Raw genomic sequence first — 19089 nt, 5'->3', positions numbered from 1 at the left:
TGATTGCGTATAAAAAGGTTTTTAGGTGTATCTTCGCAAGAAACCTTTTTCGCTAACATTACTATTCATTGGATGAAATCTGTCGCTTTTTTATTGCTCATTTTTGCTCAAGTTGCCCTTGCCCAAAACCAATCAATCCAAGCACTTGACCAAGAAGTCAGTTCTGTGATTGAAAAATACATTGCCGATAAAAAAATCCCTGGAGCGGTAGTCACTATCAAAAAAGGCGACAAAGTACTCCTTCAAAAAGCCTATGGCTATGCCCAACTTAAAGAGTTTGACGGCTCTATTTCGGAACACCCCGAACGGATGACCGTCAATCATTTGTTTGATATTGCATCATTGACAAAGGTAGTAGGCACTACTACGGCTATCATGAAGCTCCACGACCAAGGCAAACTCAATATAGAAGCCCCAGTAGCGCGATATATAACAGGTTTTGATGAAGGCGACAAAGCAAAAATCACCCTCCGCCACCTACTGACGCATACGTCGGGCATATACGAATGGTATCCGTTGTATTATTTTTCAAACAAACGAGCGGATACGTATGCTTTTATCAAACAGCTTCCTTTGAAATATCCCGTAGGCGAAGGACGGCACTATTCGGATTTGGGGTTTACCCTCTTGGGCGAAATCATCGAGAAGGTTTCGGAAAAAACCTTGGATGCTTACCTAAAAACCGAAATTTTTGCCCCTCTTCGCATGACCCACACCACCTACAATCCTGACAAAACTGCCAACCTTATTGCCGCAACTTCGATGGGAAACCCTTACGAAAAACGCATGATAGAAGACTCAACGCTTGGGTTTGTGGTAAAAGGACTAGACCCTAAAAGCTGGAATGGATGGCGTCAATACCTCCTCAAAGGTGAAGTAAATGATGGCAACGCCTGGTACGCCAACGAGGGCATTTCGGGGGCGGCAGGTCTTTTCTCCCCCATGGACGACCTCCAAAAACTAGTTGATATGCTCAAAAATAAAGGCATCGTGAGAGGTAAAAAGTTTATTTCTTCCAAAACCGTGTCGCTATTTTTAACACAAGACAATTTTAAGAATGGCCTAGGTTGGATGATGGATCCTCAAAGTGCCTTGATGCGAAATGCTCCCGCAGGCACTTTTGGTCATACGGGCTTTACGGGAACGAGCATTGTGGTAGTTCCTACTCAAAAGCTTTCGGTAATTCTGCTCATCAATCGCCAAAATATGGGTTTACAACCCACCAAAGATTATTTCAATCCCAATCCCATCAGGGAGGCAGTGTTTAAAGCGGCCCTTCAATTCAATTAGATGATAATACAACAGGCAAGATGCCTGTACTACAAAAGATTAGCGAGGTGAATGGAATCTTAGTGCTTTTTATGGCTCCAACCTAACATTGGAGCTAATAAGAACTAACTTCTACTTCCGCTTTTCCTTAATATCTCTCAACAAATCCTGCATTTCTTTTAATTTGGTGGTGTTTATGGTAGCAAGGTTGTTGGTTTCTCCTAAGTCTTTCGACAAATCATATAATTGTGGCTCAGGATTATTGCCAAGCTCAGTGTTGGTTTGAATGCTCATTTTAGGGCCTTTGCTGGGTTCGATATATTTCCAATTGTCTTTCAGAAGCGAAAAAGTACCTGCGTGTTCGATAATAAAATCACGCCCTTTTTTGTCTTTCCCCAACAAAGTCGCTAGTTGATTGCGCGTATCGGGTGCCGTAGTAGCATCAAAAGACTGCCCTGTAAATGCCGCAAATGAAGCCAACAAATCTACTTGACTTACTGCCGCGCTCGACACTCCTGACTTCACTTGTCCTGGCCAGCGTACGATAAACGGCACACGCGTACCTGCGTCGAAAGCACTGTATTTTCCGCCGCGCAAAGGGCCAGCAGGAGTGTGTCCATTCAGAAGCTCCACAGCTTGGTCTTGGTAGCCATCATCCACCACGGGGCCATTGTCGCTTGAGAAAATAACAATGGTATTTTTGGATAAATTAAGTCTATCCAATGCTTTCATTACTTCTCCTACCGTCCAATCAAGCTGCACAATTACATCGCCTCGTGGTCCCATGCCGCTTTTACCCACAAATCGCTGATGCGGTACACGAGGCACGTGGATGTCTTGGGTAGAAAAATAAAGGAAAAAGGACTCAGCTTTGTTTTTTTCGATAAACTCTACGGCTTTACTTGTAAAAATATCCGCCATATCTTCATCTTTCCAACGCGCCGATTTACCTCCTGTCATGTATCCAATGCGCCCAATACCATTGATAATCGTAAAATCATGACCATGCGAATGTTTCATTTTCAACAATTCGGGATTGGCACGCCCCGTGGGTTCGTTGCCGATTGGCTCTTTAAAACTCACTTGGATAGGGTCACTAGGATCTAGGTTTACCACTCGCCTATTTTCGACATAGACACACGGCACGCGGTCGCCGGTAGCGGCCATGATGTAAGAGTAATCAAATCCAATATCCAAAGGACTTGGTTTGATGTCGCCATTCCAATTGGGGCCACCTTGAGGGCCTAAGCCCAAATGCCATTTTCCTACCACACCCGTTTTATAACCCGCTTGCTGAAATACCAGCGGTAATGTACTACGACCGGGTAAAATCAAAGCAGCCGCATCGCCCGTAGCGACACCCGTACCGGGTTTGCGCCAGGCGTATTCGCCCGTGAGCATAGAATAACGCGAAGGCGTACAAGTAGCTGAACTCGTATGAGCATTGGTAAAACGAAGCCCTGCTTTGGCAAGCTTGTCAATATTGGGGGTTGACACCTTTTTTGCGCCATAGCATCCTACATCTCCATAACCTAGGTCGTCGGCATAAATGATGACTACATTGGGACGAGTAGGTTGAGCGAAAACGGAAGACGCGAAAAAGAAAATCAGTAAAGGGAAATAAAGGTATTTGGTCATGGTTTGGAAGTAGATACGAAAAGTAAAAATAAGAAAGTCTTCCTACAAACCTATGCTTCATCCTAAAAACTGCCTTGATTGACCCGATTTTCAACCGTTCTTGTACTCCTCCATGACCCTCTAATAAATTCTTACCTACCTTTACGCTATGTTTTCAAGGGTTTTTATAACTTTCCACTGATTTTTAATTCAAATCATTCGCTATGGCAGACGAACCTCAAAAAAATAAAGTAAGTGGCTGGCTCCGCAACCTAGCGGGCGTGTTTGTGGTGCTAGATGAATCTAAAGAAGAAGAGAAAAAAACTCCTTCTCCAGCTTCCTCTCCCACCACCCCTCCTCCTGTAAGTCCACCTTCGGTTTCTACTCTACCTGATACTCATTCATCTACAGAATTTGTAGACGAATTAAGAAACCGATTCAAAAAAATATTAGAGGATAAAAATCAACCAGGGTTTGATTTTTATGAGTTTTCAATGATGCTATTGCGCACGAGCAGCAGCCCTACTTTAGAGCATTTCAAAACAGCCTATGAAGGTGCTAAGTTATTGAATCCTAATTGCAATCAACAATTTTTGCTAGACTCTGCCAATTTTTACAAGACTGAGCTTCAAAAAGCTTTTGAGGCAACTGTCAGCGCGGGTGAGCAAAAGAAAACAGCGCTCAACGCAGAAAAAGACATCGAACAAAAACAATTGAACAATGAAGTAGCCAATATTGAGCAACAATTAGCCAAACTGAAACAAGAAATTAGCAATTTGGAAAAAATACAGGCCGAAAAATTGGCAACTCTCAACGGAATAGACGGTAAGTTTACGGACAAGTTCGTTGAAATAGAACAAAAAATCCAAGCTACTATCGCCGCCAAAGAAGGCGTAGCGAGTGAGATTACTTTGATTGAAAACGGTATCAAACAATATCTCGCAAACTAAAATAACTGCGTCAAAACACGTTTGAAAATGCCCCCTAGGGGCTACATATCGGTAAATCATAAACCAAACCAAACATCAAAAATGCCCCGTAGGGGCTACATATCGGTAAACCGCATTACAAATCATTATTTTATTCATTAACCAAAAACGACTATGAATCTAACTGGAGCAGGAAAAATCGCTTTGATTTTGCTCATCGCAGGGGCACTCGGAGCAGGATATTATTTCTTTGGGCCCGACCATGAAAAAGGCGGTACCGAAACTACCGCTACTTCCCCAAACACGGAGGCCACGACTTCAGAATCTGTGGCTTCTGACGACAATACCGCAAGCAGCGAATCGTCGTCGTCTTCCTCTACTGCGGCCTCCGACAATACCTCATTTTCGTACACCGCCCCCGAGCCGGTAGATGGGACTCTCAAAGGAGTGGTAGAATTGGGAGCAAGTGGTTTCAATTCATTCGTGGTCAATGTTGACAAAGATAAAAATTGGAAACTCGAAAAAGCGGAATTTGGCAATAGCATGGTTATCGAAAACATGGCCTCTGACTATGACATCCGCGTTGGCCTCAAAAAGTACATTAGTGGCATGATTGACCACGGTGTAAGCGGCAAAAACATCCATTTTGTGGTGAGCTCAGGGGCATTGAAAGCTGATATTACTCAAAAAATCATCCGAGTATTGAAAGATATGGGCTACATGGTCAATACCGTTACACCTGAACAAGAAGGAACACTGGGCTTGAAAGCGGCTTTACCTGCCAAATATTACGATAGCGGATTTTTTACGGACATCGGTTCTGGCAACACCAAAATCGCTTGGACTACTGCTGGAGGGGGTGTCAAAAGCTTAGAAGCTTCGGGCGCTAAATATTACGAAAAAGGAACAGCCGACGACACGGTGTATGAAGAAGTAGGCGCCAAGGCCAAACAAGTCCCCACTTCCAAAAGAGATATTTGCTTTATCATCGGGGGTGTGCCTTATGATTTAGCAAAAGAAATCCGTAATGGAAAAGAAAGATATACCGTTTTGAAAGCTCCTACTGCTTACAAACTCGACAAAGCAAAAGCAAAAGCAGGGGGAAATATTTACAAAGCTATTGCCGACGCTACAGGTTGTAAAACCTTCGTTTTTGATTGGGATGCCAATTTTACCATCGGATTTTTGTTAGGTTTGAAATAATTTTTTTGAAATAAGCTTTCAGCCGGAGAAGGATATAACTTCTCCGGTTGAAAGCTTATTTGTTAGTATCATTACTATTGAGCTATCACCGAGCAGGTTTCAACTCAGTATGATCTAGTAGCTACTTGCGCCGACCTTCTACGCGTAAAACTAGCCCAGCCTACCGATGGTATTTCTTTTTTACCTACCTTGTTGCAAAAAGGCGTACAGCATTCTTTATTTTGAATTTCCCGAAAATGGAGGACAGTTAGCGGTCAGAATTGGGAATTGGAAGGGAGTTAAACGCAATCCGAAAACCGCTGTAAAGCGCGAACACCGCCCCTCTCACATCCAAGATTGGGAGTTTGTTGACCCTAAATTTGAAGTAAAAAAATAACGTTTCCCCCCAACTATCATGAGAAAAACCCTTCTTCTACTGATCGGATTAGGTTCATTAATAGCCGTTTCTGCCTTTCGATTTTTGTCGCTCGAAAAAGCACCCAAAGCTACCCCGCCCAATGTCATTTTGATTTTTATGGACGACCTCGGCTATGGCGATTTGAGCTGTTATGGAGCTTTACAATACCGCACCCCTCACCTCGACAAGCTAGCCGCCGAAGGGGTTCGTTTTACCAATTTTTTGGCCGCCCAAGCCGTATGCAGTGCTTCGCGCGCGGCCTTACTTACAGGCTGCTACCCCAATCGGGTCGGTATTTCGGGAGCTTTATTTCCTCATGCCAAAGTAGGGCTTAACCCCGAAGAAACGACTATCGCCGAAGTACTGAAATCCAAAGGCTACGCCACGGCGATGTTTGGCAAGTGGCACTTGGGCGATAAACCTGCCTTCTTGCCCAATAAACAAGGCTTTGACGAATACGTGGGTCTACCCTATTCCAATGATATGTGGCCGGTACATTATGACGGGCAGCCTATTTCCAATGCCAGCGACAATCGCAAAAAGAGCTTCCCACTGTTACCTCTTTTGCATAATTTAGATACATTACAAGAAATCAAAACCCTTGACGACCAAGCCAAGCTTACGGGTATCTACACCGAAAATGCCGTCAATTTTATCAAAAAACATAAGAAAGAACCCTTTTTCATCTATCTCCCTCACTCTATGCCGCACGTGCCGATTGCGGCTTCGGCCAAGTTTAAAGGCAAAAGCCAACAAGGTACTTATGGTGATGTATTGATGGAAATTGACTGGTCGGTAGGAGAAATCATGAAGGCCCTCAAAGAAACAGGCCTCGACAAAAATACCATTGTCATCTTTACGAGCGACAACGGCCCTTGGCTCAACTACGGCAATCATGCCGGCTCGTCGGGTGGCTTGCGGGAAGGCAAAGGCAACAGCTTCGAAGGCGGACAGCGAGTGCCTTGTATTGTGCGTTGGAAAGGAATAACGCCCGAAGGAGTCGTTTGCAACAAACTTGCTTCGACGATTGACTTATTACCCACGATTGCCCACATCACTGACGCCAAACTCCCCGAAAAGAAAATCGACGGAGTCAATATCTTTTCGCTCCTTAAAGGTGACCTCTCAGCCACCCCTCGGAAGTATTTTTATTATTACTATCGTCGAAACAACCTCGAAGCAGTGCGTCGTGATGACTGGAAACTCGTGCTGCCTCACGAAGGACGTACCTATGAAGGTCAGCTTCCGGGCAATGACGGTTTTCCGGGCAAAGCCCCCGAAAATCATCCATTTCCATTAGCCCTTTATGACCTTCGCCGTGACCCCGCCGAACGATATGATGTAAAGGAGCTTTATCCCGAGATTTTGGCCGAGCTCCAAAAAGTAGCCGAAGAAGCCCGCGAGGATTTGGGAGATGACCTCACCAAACGCGTTGGCAAAAATGTACGCCCCAGTGGAAAAGCAGAGTAGCGTATCACTCCACTATCATTTTCTTTTCTACTTTCTGCGATTGATTGGTTTCTAATCGATAAATATACAAACCTGCGGGCAGGGTTTTGGCATCAAAATCTACTACGTGCCACCCTGCCCCATACTTACCTTCCACCACTTTTCCAATTTCTCGTCCTGCTTGGGTGTATATCTTCAAACTCACAGAAGCAGCCGACGGTAAGCCAAATTTGATTTGGGTAGTTTGGCTAAAAGGATTAGGAAAATTCATCAATTCCACCTCCTGAGGCACCGACACAGAGGTCGAAAGTACAGGCTGAATTTCTATTTTGATAGCTTCCGAAAAGTTGATACATCCCCGCTGACTTGTTACCTGAACGCGGTAAGTACCCGATTCGGCAGCTTCATAAGTTGTTTGAGTCGCATTTGCAATATTTACATTTTCTTTCTGCCATTGATAAGTCACTGCCTCCGAAGTAGAGGCGGTAAGTTTTACTTTTTGGGGCGAAAAAACCGTCGTATTGCCATCCGCTACCACCGTTGGGCGCACTGGCAAAGGCAAACTTTCTATCTTTTTTTCATCCGAGCGCGGGCTATTACAGCCTTTGGTATCTTGTGCCACCACTGCATAACCACCTGCTTTCGACACTACTAAGGTGTTGGTTTTCTGGTCAGGTATCACTGTACCGTCCACGTACCAAACATAACTTGCTGCGGTGGTTTCTACTTTCAGCGTTGTGCTACGCCCTTCACAAAATGAGAAATTATTATCCGAAATCAAAACGGGTCTAGGCAACACTTGATCGCACGAAAAATTGGTATTGAGGGCGGCCTTCAAAGTAGCCTTCCCACGGGTAGCTACCAAAAATGGTTTGCCCATATAGGTAGACAATCCCTCTCTTACCGCTACTTGGGATTTGGCTTCGGCACGTTTAGCCATAAAATCAAAATAGGCCATTTCTTCTTCCCTGAGAAGGGCTTCAGAAAGTACAATCGTGGCAATCGTAAACTCTTTGGGGCTTTGGCTCGACCGGGGGCTTCTCTCTCCTACAATCCGAATCAAATCTGAAAACGAAAAGATATTGAACGCTGATTTTGGGTACATACTCTCAGTAGGAAACGTAGTTTGGTCTTTGAAAATAATAGCCAACGAACTCACCTCATCCGTTGGAATCAGCCCCATCAGATACATTTCCCAATCGTTGAAATAAGGCGGAAAATTGGCGCTATCGTCCACGAGTTTGAAGGAGTTTCCTTCTTCCACAAATTTTTTACTAAAACTCCCTCCAGCTCCATTTGCTCCTCCAATGCTGAATCCCATCACGCCCGTCGCCAAATTAGAAAGGGGCCAATGCGGAATACCTTCTTTCAAAAAAGAATTACTGAAATAATTAATCCACTGATGCCCTATCTCGTGATTGTAGCCATTGCTAGCAGCATCAAAAAAAGAAGGAACAGGAAAGAAATTGAAACCCAGCAATTTCCCCTTGCTGCCATAACTAGCACTGTTATTAACAAGAGGCATTCCTAAGCCTTGAATGGCATTGGATACGTAACTGTGATAACGATTCCCAATATAACCTGGCACTAACACCACATTGATAAAATCAAAATTGTCGCCGTGATATTTGTAGAATCCTTGGGCGATTTGCCGTACATCGAAAGTATTGGAAGAGGTAGAAGGTACTACCATGTTAAAGACATAATCCGAAAACTGCGTTGAATTGTCTATCTTGACGGTACGCACCAGAGGCATCTCAGGAGTAAGTACCATCAAAATCAAATTGAGTTGAGCTACTTGAGCGCCATTTTCTGAAACTTTCAGATAGCCTAAAAAAGATTGCCAACCCGTAGAAGGGGGGGCGATGCGAGCCGAATAAATGCCGTCATTACCAGTCTTATCTCCTTCTAAGCCTTTGTCGTTCAAGACAATGAGTGACTTATCGGCCAATTCTATTTTTACCTCCGAAGGCTGTCCTTCAATAGTACTCTCAAACAAAATAGGAGCCGTAGATGACTGATTGACTACGCTAGGAGTAAAACGTGTACCTTTCAATGCCACCGTAGCAGACGTATCCCAAGTAGTAGCTAGGGCGTCTACATCCCCAAAACACGCCACTTCGGGAATCGCCTGCGCAAAACTTTCATGGATAAACAATACCAACAGAATGACTAAAAGACGAAACATGATATAAGAGAGGATTAGGGCAAAGAAAAATAATGTTTGATTTTCAGAACTGTCACAAAATGAGGAAACAAGCTGCGGCCTCCACTACATTCCCAAATTTGCACATTTACCATAGCACCTACAAAAGACTTGCCAAATTTTAAATACCCCACCATTTTAAACGTTGGCAGGTACGAACGTTGGCAGGGTTATGAATAGTAATATAACCAAACCCTGCCAACGTTTTTGGGAACATCGCAAACCAACCCTGCCAACGTTGGGAACGTTGGCAGGGGTACGAACGTTGGCAGGGTTAACCGCAAAATGATTAGATTTGTAATTGTGTATTTCCTCTTAATCTGATAACATGAAAAAAAATTGGCCTTATTTAGCGGTAGGCGTGGGTATTGTGACGATTATCGCTGCCGTTGTATATTATCAATTCCAACAAAAAAAGCCTCAACAAGCGGCTTTTGCGCCAGATTCTAGTGTTTATTCTACCCAAAACTACACCAACCTCGTTTTAGACAGTACTATCCTTATTGATTTTTACCGACTCCATTTGGTAGCCGACAGCATCCAAAAAGACGTCAGTGAATTTTACCGAAGAAGAAACTACCAGTACGCTTGGTTTAGTGAAAATAAGCTTACAAATGCCGCCCTCAACTTCAATCAGCAACGCGAAGCCTTCATCAGCGATTTTGCGGATAGTAGTCTTTATAGCCGTCAAATAGATACCTTGTTGTTGGAAGCACATACCAAAGGGAGTCAATTTTTGAAACGCCCCCAAGATGCTCAAACCTTGGAATTGCTACTGACAACGGCATTTTTCAAATATACTGACAAGGCATTTACGGGAAGTGTCAGAGACCCGCTTGACTTAGAATGGTTTATTCCACGCAAGAAAAAAGACTACCAAGCGCTGTTAGACACATTGGTTTCGGCCAAAGGAAACCCAATGCGCGAGCCGGTCAATCGATATTATGTATTACTCAAAAACAAACTACAATATTACCGAAGTTTGGAGAAAAAAGGCGGATGGCCCACCTTCGACTTTCCCAAAAAATCGCTGCAAGTCAATGATGAAGATTCGTCTTTGATTGCTCTCAAACAAACGCTCGTGATGTGGGGAGACATGAGCGAAACCGACAGCAGCGCCCTTTTTACCGACTCGCTCACGGTAGGACTCAAACGCTTCCAACATCGATTGGGGCTTGTCGAAAACGGCAAAATCGACGCGAATACGGCCCGAGAACTCAACCGCCCTATTAGTTTTCGTATCCGACAAATCATGCTCAACATGGAGCGTTTGCGGTGGGTTCCTGCCGAAATGGAACCCAATATGCTACTGGTCAACATTCCTGAATTCAAACTTCATGTGTTTGAAAATGGCAAACAAATTTGGATGGCAAACGTAGTCGTGGGCAAAGAAGCTACCAAAACGAGTATTTTCCGGGGCAATTTGTCGTATGTAGTACTCAATCCTTATTGGGTCGTGACCAACAACATCATCAACAACGAAATCTTGCCCAAACTCAAACGGAATCCTGGCTACCTAGCCCGCAACAACATGGAGGTAGTATCTGGCAATAAAGTAGTTGACCCCTACTCTGTCAAATGGAGCTCTTATACCAAAAATGTTCCTTTTACGATTCGACAAAAACCCGGCCCGGGCAATTCGTTGGGCAAAGTCAAGTTTTTGTTTCCCAATAGTTATAGCATTTATCTTCACGACACTCCTTCCAAAAGCCTTTTTGGGGAGTCGAGTCGCGCGTTTAGTCACGGGTGCATTCGTGTATCTACGCCCGAAAAATTGGCTTTGCACGTTTTAAAAAATGACCCTGCATGGAACGAAGAAAAGCTTGAGAGTGTTTGGAAAACTCAGAAGGAAAAATGGATTACGGTACGTCCCGCGCTTCCTGTTTACATCGTATATTTCACGGCATGGGTAGACCAGACAGGTCAGCTCAATTTCCGTAACGATTTGTACGGTTTGGACAAAGCCCTCGAACAAGAGATTTTTGGCGAGTATATTGCCTCCAAATCTTGATACGAGGAGCCCAAAACCCCACTTCTGAGGCTATTTGTTTTATTCAACCACTATTTTGCATCATACATGTCAGCTATCGCTTGCGGCGTAGATTTCGGCACGTCGAACTCTACTATTGCCTTTTATCAAGACGAAACCCTCACTTTGGTTCCGGTCGAAAAACACCACACTACCATTCCAAGTGCTATTTTTTTTGAACGCATCGACAACACCCCTCACTATGGACGCGAGGCTGTTAACCTCTTTTTGGAGCGTCACAAAGGGCGCTTTATGCGCAGTTTGAAGCGGGTATTGGGCACGTCGGCGATGAAACAAGGCACATTGGTCAACGGAAGTCCGATGAATTTTAACAAAATTATTGGGCAATTTGTCAAATATCTCAAAGACAAAGCCGAACTCACCGCCCAGCAGGAAATCGATAGCGTCATCATGGGGCGACCCGTTTTTTTTATTGACAACGACCCTGTAGGTAACAAAAACGCCCAAGAAGAATTACGAACTATCGCCCAAAATGTGGGCTTCAAAAACATCAATTTTCAATTTGAGCCCATTGCCGCCGCCTTTGCCCACGAAGTAAACGTAAGCGGCGAAAAGCTTGCAATCGTGGCGGATATTGGTGGGGGTACTTCCGATTTTACGGTCATTAGGCTTTCCCAAAAATACCTCACTAAGCCCGACCGCTCAAGTGATATTTTAGCCAACACGGGTGTACGCATCGGTGGCAATGATTTTGACAAAGATTTGAGCCTTCATGCTTTTATGCCCGAACTAGGCTACCGCACTACTTACGGCGACAAAAACCTGCCTATTCCGCTCAAATACTATTTTGATTTGTCAGAATGGAGCAAAATCAACACCCTTTACACGCCTAAAAATCTCATGCAAATTCGGCAGTATTTGGGACAATCGCACGACAAACCGCGCCTTTCCAAACTCCTCAATGTAATCGAACAAGAAAGCGGGCATATTTTGCTGGGAGCCGTGGAAGATGCCAAAATCGCCTTAACCGATGCGCCGTCGTACGTCGCGCCTTTGGATTTTATTGAGCAAGATTTTGTAATTAACACCACCAAAATGATGTTTGAAGAAGCGATTGAGCAAGAAATTGTAAAAATGGCCACTTCAGCAAGCGAGTGCGTAAAAGAAGCCGGAATCACCCCCGATGCTATCGATCTTATCATTCTCACGGGTGGCTCTACTGAGATTCCGGCCGTACAAGCGAAGTTTAGAGAATTGTTTCCCAATGCGGCTGTTTCCGACGAAAACAAACTCGACAGCGTCGGCGTAGGACTGGCTTATGATAGCAAGAGAAGGTATCTTTGAGTTATTGAATCAGAAAATTTTTACTGATATATTTACTTGTTTTGCATCGGAGACGTAGCACCATTTTTGACCCAAATGATAGTTTGGGTCAAGTGATTGCTCTTACCGCTATCCTGCATTTACAAAAGCACGCTAATCCATAACACCTTAATGCCATCACTTTTTCTACACCCTCAATCTCATGAAAACTTCAACACTTTTTATCATTCTATGCTTGTTTATAATTAGCTGTAATAAAAACTCGGACCTAGATTCACCGCCCACCAAAGCTGAGTTAAATATAAAAAGCAGCAATTTTATCTTAAAAGACAATGTCTCAGCTAATGAAGATTGTGATAATATATCGTTGACGATAGGCGATGTAAACGGGAGTAAATTTGACTACAATCTGGCTCTCAATTTTTCAAAAAAAGGTGACATCAATACTGTCACATTAATAGACATAAAAGACAAAAGTAAAAATTACAAATCACCTCTATTCAATCCTAAAAAAAGCTTCAAATTAGACTCTTTCAAGTACGATAGTTTAAGCAACATTGTATCCTTTCATTTTGAAGGGACGGTTTTCTTACCCTATACCAACGACTCTCTTTCGGTCAAAGGGTATGTCAACAACATAGATATAAAACAACGCAGATGTTCTGATATTCAAACCAAAATCAACGGCGTCTTATACCCATTAGAAGGCACAGATAGAAATATATACACCTCATTTTCAACGATAGTATCGTCGTCCGAAGCGTATCATTATAGTTTTTATACCAACGACGGCTTAAGATTTCTTCTCAAAACCAATGCAGCTTTATCTTCCTTCGCAGCTGGAAAATACGCCTTTGATAGCGAAGGCCTCGATAAAATAAATATATCATTAGAAGAATACAAGGGACTTTCAGATAAGAACTATTTTTTTCAATACAAACCCAATGAATGGAAGTCTTTTCAAACAAAAGGAGAATTAGAAATCAAGAATCAAATCACAAGCGATGGCGTAAAAATCACAACAGGTAATTTAAAAATAAGCATTTATAACAATCAAAATATTTTTGCAAATATCGACAACGCAAGTTTTATTATCTCTTCTTATTTTTAATATGATTGTTTACGTTCTTGATTTGCGTCGGAGACGCAGTACCATTTTTGACCCAAATGATAGTTTGGGTCAAGTGATTTTCTTCAAAACCTCCTGACGAAAAGATGAGTAGTTGGATAGCTTAAATTTCCATTAGTCGCTTTACATTTTCCTGATAGGTAGTACCTGATTCGAGTTTGGAGTTTTTCGAATCGTTCATCACTACCAAATACTTCCCACTAAAATACCTTTCTAGTTCCCTGATTCTTAACGAATTTACTATAGTCGAACGGCTGATTCTGATAAAATCGACGGGGAGTTTTTCTTCCAAACCACTGATAGTATGATTCATGAGGTATTGCTTGCTATCGATGGTATTGAGCAATACGTATTTGTCGTCGGCCTGAAAAAAACTAATCTCGCTCAGAGGAACAAAGAGAATTTTATCACCGCTTTTGACCGAAATTGAATGCATTTCTTTCTTGGGGCTAATTTGTCCAATCAACTCCAGAAGTCTTTCTTTGGTCAGCGATAGCTCTTGCGTGGGTTGGAGCATTTTGAGCTTATCGATGGTTTTGAAAAGGCGCTCTTTTTCCACGGGTTTGAGCAAATAATCAATCGATTTTTCCTCAAATGCCTTGATGGCGTATTGGTCATAAGCCGTCACAAACACCACCAAAGGCATATAGGTCAGTTTTGATAACATTTCAAAACCCGTCATGAGGGGCATTTCAATGTCCAAAAAAATCAGGTCGGGCTGTAAAGTCTCTATTTTTTGAATGCCTTCAGGGCCATTGAGCGCTTCGCCCACAATCTCTATCACCTCCTCAAAAGAAGCTAACAATCGCTTCAAACGCCCCAAAGCAATTTGTTCGTCGTCAATCAATAGTGTTTTGTACATGATAAAAAAATCAAAAATTTCAACTAATTATTATTTCAACTCCACCCACTCATGTTGTTTTGGAATGCTGATAATCACCATTTTGTAAGCATTGTTTTGCACTTGGAGAGAGGCTTTCTGGCCATAAATCAGGTTTAATTTATCACGAATACTCCGCAAACCATAGCCCCCACTTATATCTTCTTTGAAAGCGGGGCCATTGTCATGAATTCTAAACTGAATTGTGTCGGTTTGGTCTTCAATGATGATTTCTATTTCACCATTTTTTAGCAAATTCGAAATACCGTGTTTGATGGCATTTTCGACCAGTGGTTGCAGCAAAAAACGCGGAATTTTAAAATCCAACAACTCAGGCGCTACTTTGATAGAAAAAGAGAGACGATTGCCAAACCTCATTTGTTCAATCGCCAAATACGAACGCACTACTTCCAATTCTTCGGCTATCAAATGATAATGACCTTCGTTTCGCCCCGTTGTATGCCGAAACAATTTTGAAAGCTGAATGGTCATTTCTTCGGCTTTGTCGGGGTCTTGGTGTACCAAGCCTGCGATGCTATTCAGGGAATTGTACAAAAAATGCGGGTTGATACGCGCTTCCAAGGCATTGAGTTGGGCTTTGGTTTTGAGCTTTTCTAGGTTTAGCAATTGGTATTCTTGCTCGGAGATTTTGCGCGTAAAATGACGAGATTTTTGCCAAAAATAAAAATAAAGAGATACCGCAAACAAGGGAATCGAAGCAAAAAACAACGAATTTCGGTCGGAGTAAGTATTCCAAACGTTGTAATCAAGCATACGCCAATAATGCACCCAAAACAATTCATTGTCAGGAAGATATAAATAAATAATCCATTGTAAAAAATGCGCCAAACGTACAAAACCCACCGTCATGATGATAAGAATCAAATACTTTTTCCAATCGGAATGGTATTTTCGTTCTACTTTTTTGATGAATACATTGACCGCCACAAAGCACCCCACCGATGAGGTAATATTGAGTAAAAACAAGGCTGTATTTTGAGCATTTTCGGGAGAATCAGTTTTCATCAATTCCAACGAAAAATAAAACACACTACTGAAACCATACACAAAAAGTGCCATTACAAAAAACGAGTACATAAAGGGCAAAACCGTCGTCCAGAATCGATTTTTGAAAGGGATTGGCGCGTCTTCTTCTCGTACTTCGTTTTCGGTATACGTCGTTTCTGCCTCGGTGGCTCTAGAAGATGCCTCCGCCTCATAAGGCTTAATAGCAATCACTCCTCCCCGCGTTTTGAGGGTTACGTTGGCCCCCCCTCCATTGAGTTGTCCATTGATATATCGATTTTTTTTGACACCATTAAAATTAGGCAAAAAAGGCATTTTTACGCGCGACCCTTTGACATTGAGCTGTAGGCCCTGCTGCAAGGGCAAGTCGATATTGATATTTCCGCTATTGGCTTCAAGCCATAAATACTCATCAATGGCTTTGATACTCACTCTCATATTTCCCCCTTTAGTGGAAGCGCCTATATTGCCTTGAATTTCCTCAAAAGCGATATTACCACCCGAAGTATAGCATTTCAAATCGCCCTTGCAGTGCGATGCTTTGATGTTTCCTCCCCACGTATCTGTATATATTTTGGCTTCACAGTGCCGAATATGGATATTGCCACCTTTGGTACTGACTTTGATTTCACCTTTGCACTGCTCAATCTTAATATTACCGCCAAAAGTCGAAACATCGGCTTTGGCATCACAGGAGAGGAAATGTATGTTTCCGCCGGTGGTGCGGCCTTTTAGTTCACCTTCTACATTGTCTAGCTTGATATGCCCGCCCATTGTATTGAATTGATGACGTCCTTTCAGAGATTTAAGAAAAATATCACCGCCAAATGAGTTATAAACCTGCGTAGAAATGTTAGTTGGCAAATAAACCCGAAAAGACACTTTAGGGAAGTTGAGCCAGTTTGTCAAACTTCTATAATTGGGTCGGGAACGAACATGGAGGGTATTGTCGGCCTGCGAAATCGACACTGTTTCTTCGTCCCACTCCCATTCGGCGAGGGGCTCTTCTATCAAAAAAACGGTACTCCAACGACGAATCGTCACGAAGATTTCTATGTGTATTTCTTCTTTGTCCCACCCAATCAACTCGATAGGGCCCGCAAAAGAATCTAATCGAAAATAGCGAAGGTTTTCACCCCCAAAATGGTAGGTTTTGGTAGGAGACCAACTTCCTTGGGTAAGAGGGGTATTCATGGCTTTACTGAGGCTGTTAGGTAGAGTATCAAGATAGTTTCAAAAATCAATGTAAAAGGAATAATAGAGACATTTTTTAGCCACAAAACAACAGGCCATTTGGAAGCCATAGCATCTACAATATGATTGTTTTTCAAGTATTCTAAAAGCCCAGCTTCAATCCCTGCATGAATACTAAAATTAAAAAGAGCAGCTATCATCAGAAAAAGGGTAAAATTGACCAAGAGCGCTATTTTATTGGCCGATATCTTCTTTTTAAATTGAGTCCATGTTTGTTTCCAATCGGATTTTTTCACGCTAAAAATAGCCACTACTCTCCAAAGTCCTATTTTCAAAGAGCCATTTCCAATGACCAAAATCACTAATCCTAGCCGTGCTCCTTCTACTACAAACTCTAGTCCCCAAAAACCTATTGACGAAATCGCTCCCCAGCCTCCTTCTTGAATCCCTCGTCCAAAGGCTGCAATTAAACACAGTAAGAGCACTTTTAGCCCGTGACGGCTAATGAACTGTCGGGTTTTCTGAAGTATTTCTACCAAACCAATTTGAACGGTGATGCCCTCCATTGTATCTTTTTTTAAATGATAGATACAAAGCTATACCACGCCCCTCGCATCCTAGAGAAGATTCGGACAAACTATTATAAAATCGGCGTGAGTTAATTAATTTTAGGTATTAGTAAAAAGAAAATCAGGCAAGACTCATAAGCGTATTACTTATGAGTCCTGCCTGACACTTAAACTTATGCTTATGCTTATGCTTATGCTTCTACTTTAACTTTACTGCCAACGGAACACTATTGCCGACCATGCCAGTGGTACGCATGTAGTGCCCGTAGCGAAGCTCAAAAGTATTCCAATGTTTGATACCCCACAATCCCCCCGGTGGCGCTAAACGTACGCCCGCCCCTATAAAGTGGCTTGTGAAAGCTGATATGTCATAATCGCTCGTGTAATAAGCGTCGGTTTTGGAGTGTTGCCCGTAAGGTTTGAAATAACGGACTGCCGACTGATTACTAAACCGATAAAAAGGACTTACCGAGACAAAAGGCGTGATTTTGTAAGAAGCCTCTAAATTGACGGTATGAGCTTTCATCCCCCAGTCGTCGGCATAAAACCGATAAAATCCTCTCAAAATCAAGCGGTCGCCCATGAAATAGCTTAGCCTTCCGCCAATGGGCAATTTGAACCTCGTGCCGGGTAGCTTCTCTACCGTGTGCGAGCCATCGGTAAAATAAACGCGATGATAAGGCGTACTCAACAGTCCCTCCTGAAAAGCTGGCTCAACCGTAATCAAAACTTGAAGGCGCTTATTGATGATTTGAGATAATGACAAAGCAAGATTGTACGAATTACGGGGTTTATAAGCCACGGGGTCGCGGTCGCCTTCTGCCGCCGACCCATAGCCCGACGGTCGAAGTTCAGCCGGCAAAATCGCCGTCCATGTATCAAAAAATGCCCCCGCTTTTAGACTAAACTCACGATTGTTGTCGCGAGAAGCTTTGGTAAAATTGAAGTTGATTCCGTTGGAATGATAGTCATATTCAGTAGAATAGGCATAGCTGATTCCGTGAGTAGTATGCGTAGCGTCGTTTTTCATGCTCCATGATAGCGACGGATAAATATGCGTATCACTCCGCGAAGCCGACGAAAGGGTCAAGGGGTCGATGTTGTCGGAAGAAGCCGAGGTATAATGATCGATATTGAAATCGGCGACGATACTATGTTGGCGACTTTTCCGATCAATAAACGACATTTTCAAATCAATAGAATTGGCAAAATCACTGAGTTTTTCGGTGCCTATCCCCCCCGTCACTGCCGAGTTGTTACCGTCTTGGCCGTAGTAGCTAGTTACCAGATTTACCTCTTCGAGCTTGAGTTTACGTTTTTCATAATTTTCTTTTTCGGCGGAAGTAGTTTGGGCATACGCCCCCCTAAATAGGCTCATCAGTAGCCCTACTGTGATGATGATTTTTTTCATTAGAATACGAAAATTTCGATTTTGAGAAAGCCACCACTTCGGCAGCTTTATGGTTAGTTACATCCACAGCCTCCACCGCTTTTGCCTCCATTGGCACCCGAAGCTCCTTCGCGGTACAAATAAAAACTCTGTTTAAATTTTTCTGACTTCCGAGCCGACAGTTCCATTTCAGAGTCATTGATACGACTTTTCTGGTATTCTTTTACCGAAACGCACGAGGTCATGCTTCCCACCAATAGGGTGAAAAAGAGACCATATTTCCATTTTTTTTTCATAGGTGTTTACCAATATATAGCCCCTACGGGGCATTTATGTGGGGTGTCGTTATAATTCTTTACCGATATGTAGCCCCTATGGGGCATTTATGGGGGGTTATTGGGTTGATGTGTTTCTTCTAACGATATGTAGCCCCTATGGGGCATTTATGTGGGTTATTGGGTTAATGTGTCTTTTCTACCGATATGTAGCCCCTACGGGGCATTTATGGGGGTGTCGTT

General features: G+C 43.0%; 15 protein-coding genes. 8 read left to right on the top strand and 7 right to left on the bottom strand.

Going from position 1 to position 19089, the window contains the following annotated elements:
• Positions 1-72 precede the first annotated feature (72 nt).
• A complete protein-coding gene (locus G563_RS37275) occupies positions 73-1290 on the top strand; it encodes a serine hydrolase domain-containing protein (protein WP_051211220.1) in 1218 nt (405 codons plus the stop codon).
• A gap of 111 nt (positions 1291-1401) precedes the next feature.
• On the opposite strand, the gene G563_RS0126355 is transcribed toward G563_RS37275, so the two are convergent.
• Entirely contained in the window at positions 1402-2907 is a 1506-nt protein-coding gene (locus G563_RS0126355; RefSeq protein ID WP_028667971.1) for a sulfatase family protein, read from the bottom strand.
• 203 nt (positions 2908-3110) lie between these two features.
• Here G563_RS0126355 and G563_RS0126350 point away from each other — a divergent pair, with 203 nt between their 5' ends.
• From G563_RS0126350 to G563_RS0126335, 4 genes are all read left to right on the top strand, one after another.
• Positions 3111-3836: a hypothetical protein gene (locus G563_RS0126350; RefSeq protein WP_028667970.1), complete on the top strand. Its 726-nt coding sequence runs from the start codon at positions 3111-3113 to the stop codon at positions 3834-3836.
• A 153-nt stretch (positions 3837-3989) separates the two neighbouring features.
• Complete coding sequence (locus tag G563_RS0126345) at positions 3990-5018, top strand: hypothetical protein (RefSeq protein ID WP_028667969.1); 1029 nt, start codon at positions 3990-3992, stop codon at positions 5016-5018.
• 166 nt (positions 5019-5184) lie between these two features.
• Positions 5185-5394 (top strand): hypothetical protein, encoded by a 210-nt coding sequence (locus G563_RS0126340; RefSeq protein WP_028667968.1) that lies wholly within the window; start codon positions 5185-5187, stop codon positions 5392-5394.
• Positions 5395-5412: 18 nt separating this feature from the next.
• A complete protein-coding gene (locus G563_RS0126335; RefSeq protein ID WP_037328278.1) occupies positions 5413-6885 on the top strand; it encodes a sulfatase family protein in 1473 nt (490 codons plus the stop codon).
• A gap of 4 nt (positions 6886-6889) precedes the next feature.
• Here the strand turns inward: G563_RS0126335 and G563_RS0126330 are convergent, their stop codons facing one another.
• Entirely contained in the window at positions 6890-9052 is a 2163-nt protein-coding gene (locus tag G563_RS0126330) for a T9SS type A sorting domain-containing protein (protein WP_028667966.1), read from the bottom strand.
• A 346-nt stretch (positions 9053-9398) separates the two neighbouring features.
• Here G563_RS0126330 and G563_RS0126320 point away from each other — a divergent pair, with 346 nt between their 5' ends.
• The 3 genes from G563_RS0126320 (at position 9399) to G563_RS0126310 (ending at position 13494) form a co-directional block, all read left to right on the top strand.
• The gene (locus tag G563_RS0126320) at positions 9399-11081 is read left to right on the top strand and encodes a L,D-transpeptidase family protein (protein ID WP_028667965.1); all 1683 of its coding nucleotides are present in this window, start codon (positions 9399-9401) and stop codon (positions 11079-11081) included.
• 66 nt (positions 11082-11147) lie between these two features.
• Positions 11148-12404, top strand: coding sequence for an Hsp70 family protein (locus G563_RS0126315; RefSeq protein WP_028667964.1), 1257 nt, complete (start codon positions 11148-11150; stop codon positions 12402-12404).
• Positions 12405-12585: 181 nt separating this feature from the next.
• The gene (locus G563_RS0126310) at positions 12586-13494 is read left to right on the top strand and encodes a hypothetical protein (protein WP_028667963.1); all 909 of its coding nucleotides are present in this window, start codon (positions 12586-12588) and stop codon (positions 13492-13494) included.
• 121 nt (positions 13495-13615) lie between these two features.
• Here the strand turns inward: G563_RS0126310 and G563_RS0126305 are convergent, their stop codons facing one another.
• The 5 genes from G563_RS0126305 to G563_RS0126285 all read right to left on the bottom strand — a co-directional run bounded on the left by G563_RS0126305 (position 13616) and on the right by G563_RS0126285 (position 18867).
• The gene (locus tag G563_RS0126305) at positions 13616-14374 is read right to left on the bottom strand and encodes a LytR/AlgR family response regulator transcription factor (protein ID WP_028667962.1); all 759 of its coding nucleotides are present in this window, start codon (positions 14372-14374) and stop codon (positions 13616-13618) included.
• Positions 14375-14404: 30 nt separating this feature from the next.
• Positions 14405-16612: a histidine kinase gene (locus G563_RS37270; protein ID WP_051211219.1), complete on the bottom strand. Its 2208-nt coding sequence runs from the start codon at positions 16610-16612 to the stop codon at positions 14405-14407.
• Positions 16609-17178, bottom strand: coding sequence for a hypothetical protein (locus G563_RS0126295; protein WP_028667961.1), 570 nt, complete (start codon positions 17176-17178; stop codon positions 16609-16611). The genes G563_RS37270 and G563_RS0126295 overlap by 4 nt, the downstream gene beginning before the upstream one ends.
• A 202-nt stretch (positions 17179-17380) precedes the next feature.
• The gene (locus G563_RS0126290) at positions 17381-18592 is read right to left on the bottom strand and encodes a DUF3570 domain-containing protein (protein ID WP_028667960.1); all 1212 of its coding nucleotides are present in this window, start codon (positions 18590-18592) and stop codon (positions 17381-17383) included.
• Between the two features lie 53 nt (positions 18593-18645).
• The gene (locus G563_RS0126285; protein WP_028667959.1) at positions 18646-18867 is read right to left on the bottom strand and encodes a DUF4266 domain-containing protein; all 222 of its coding nucleotides are present in this window, start codon (positions 18865-18867) and stop codon (positions 18646-18648) included.
• Positions 18868-19089 lie beyond the last annotated feature (222 nt).

Origin of the sequence: Runella zeae DSM 19591 (assembly GCF_000423565.1) — a bacterium.
Taxonomy (GTDB): domain Bacteria; phylum Bacteroidota; class Bacteroidia; order Cytophagales; family Spirosomataceae; genus Runella; species Runella zeae.
This window is presented reverse-complemented; position numbering and strand designations above follow the sequence as displayed.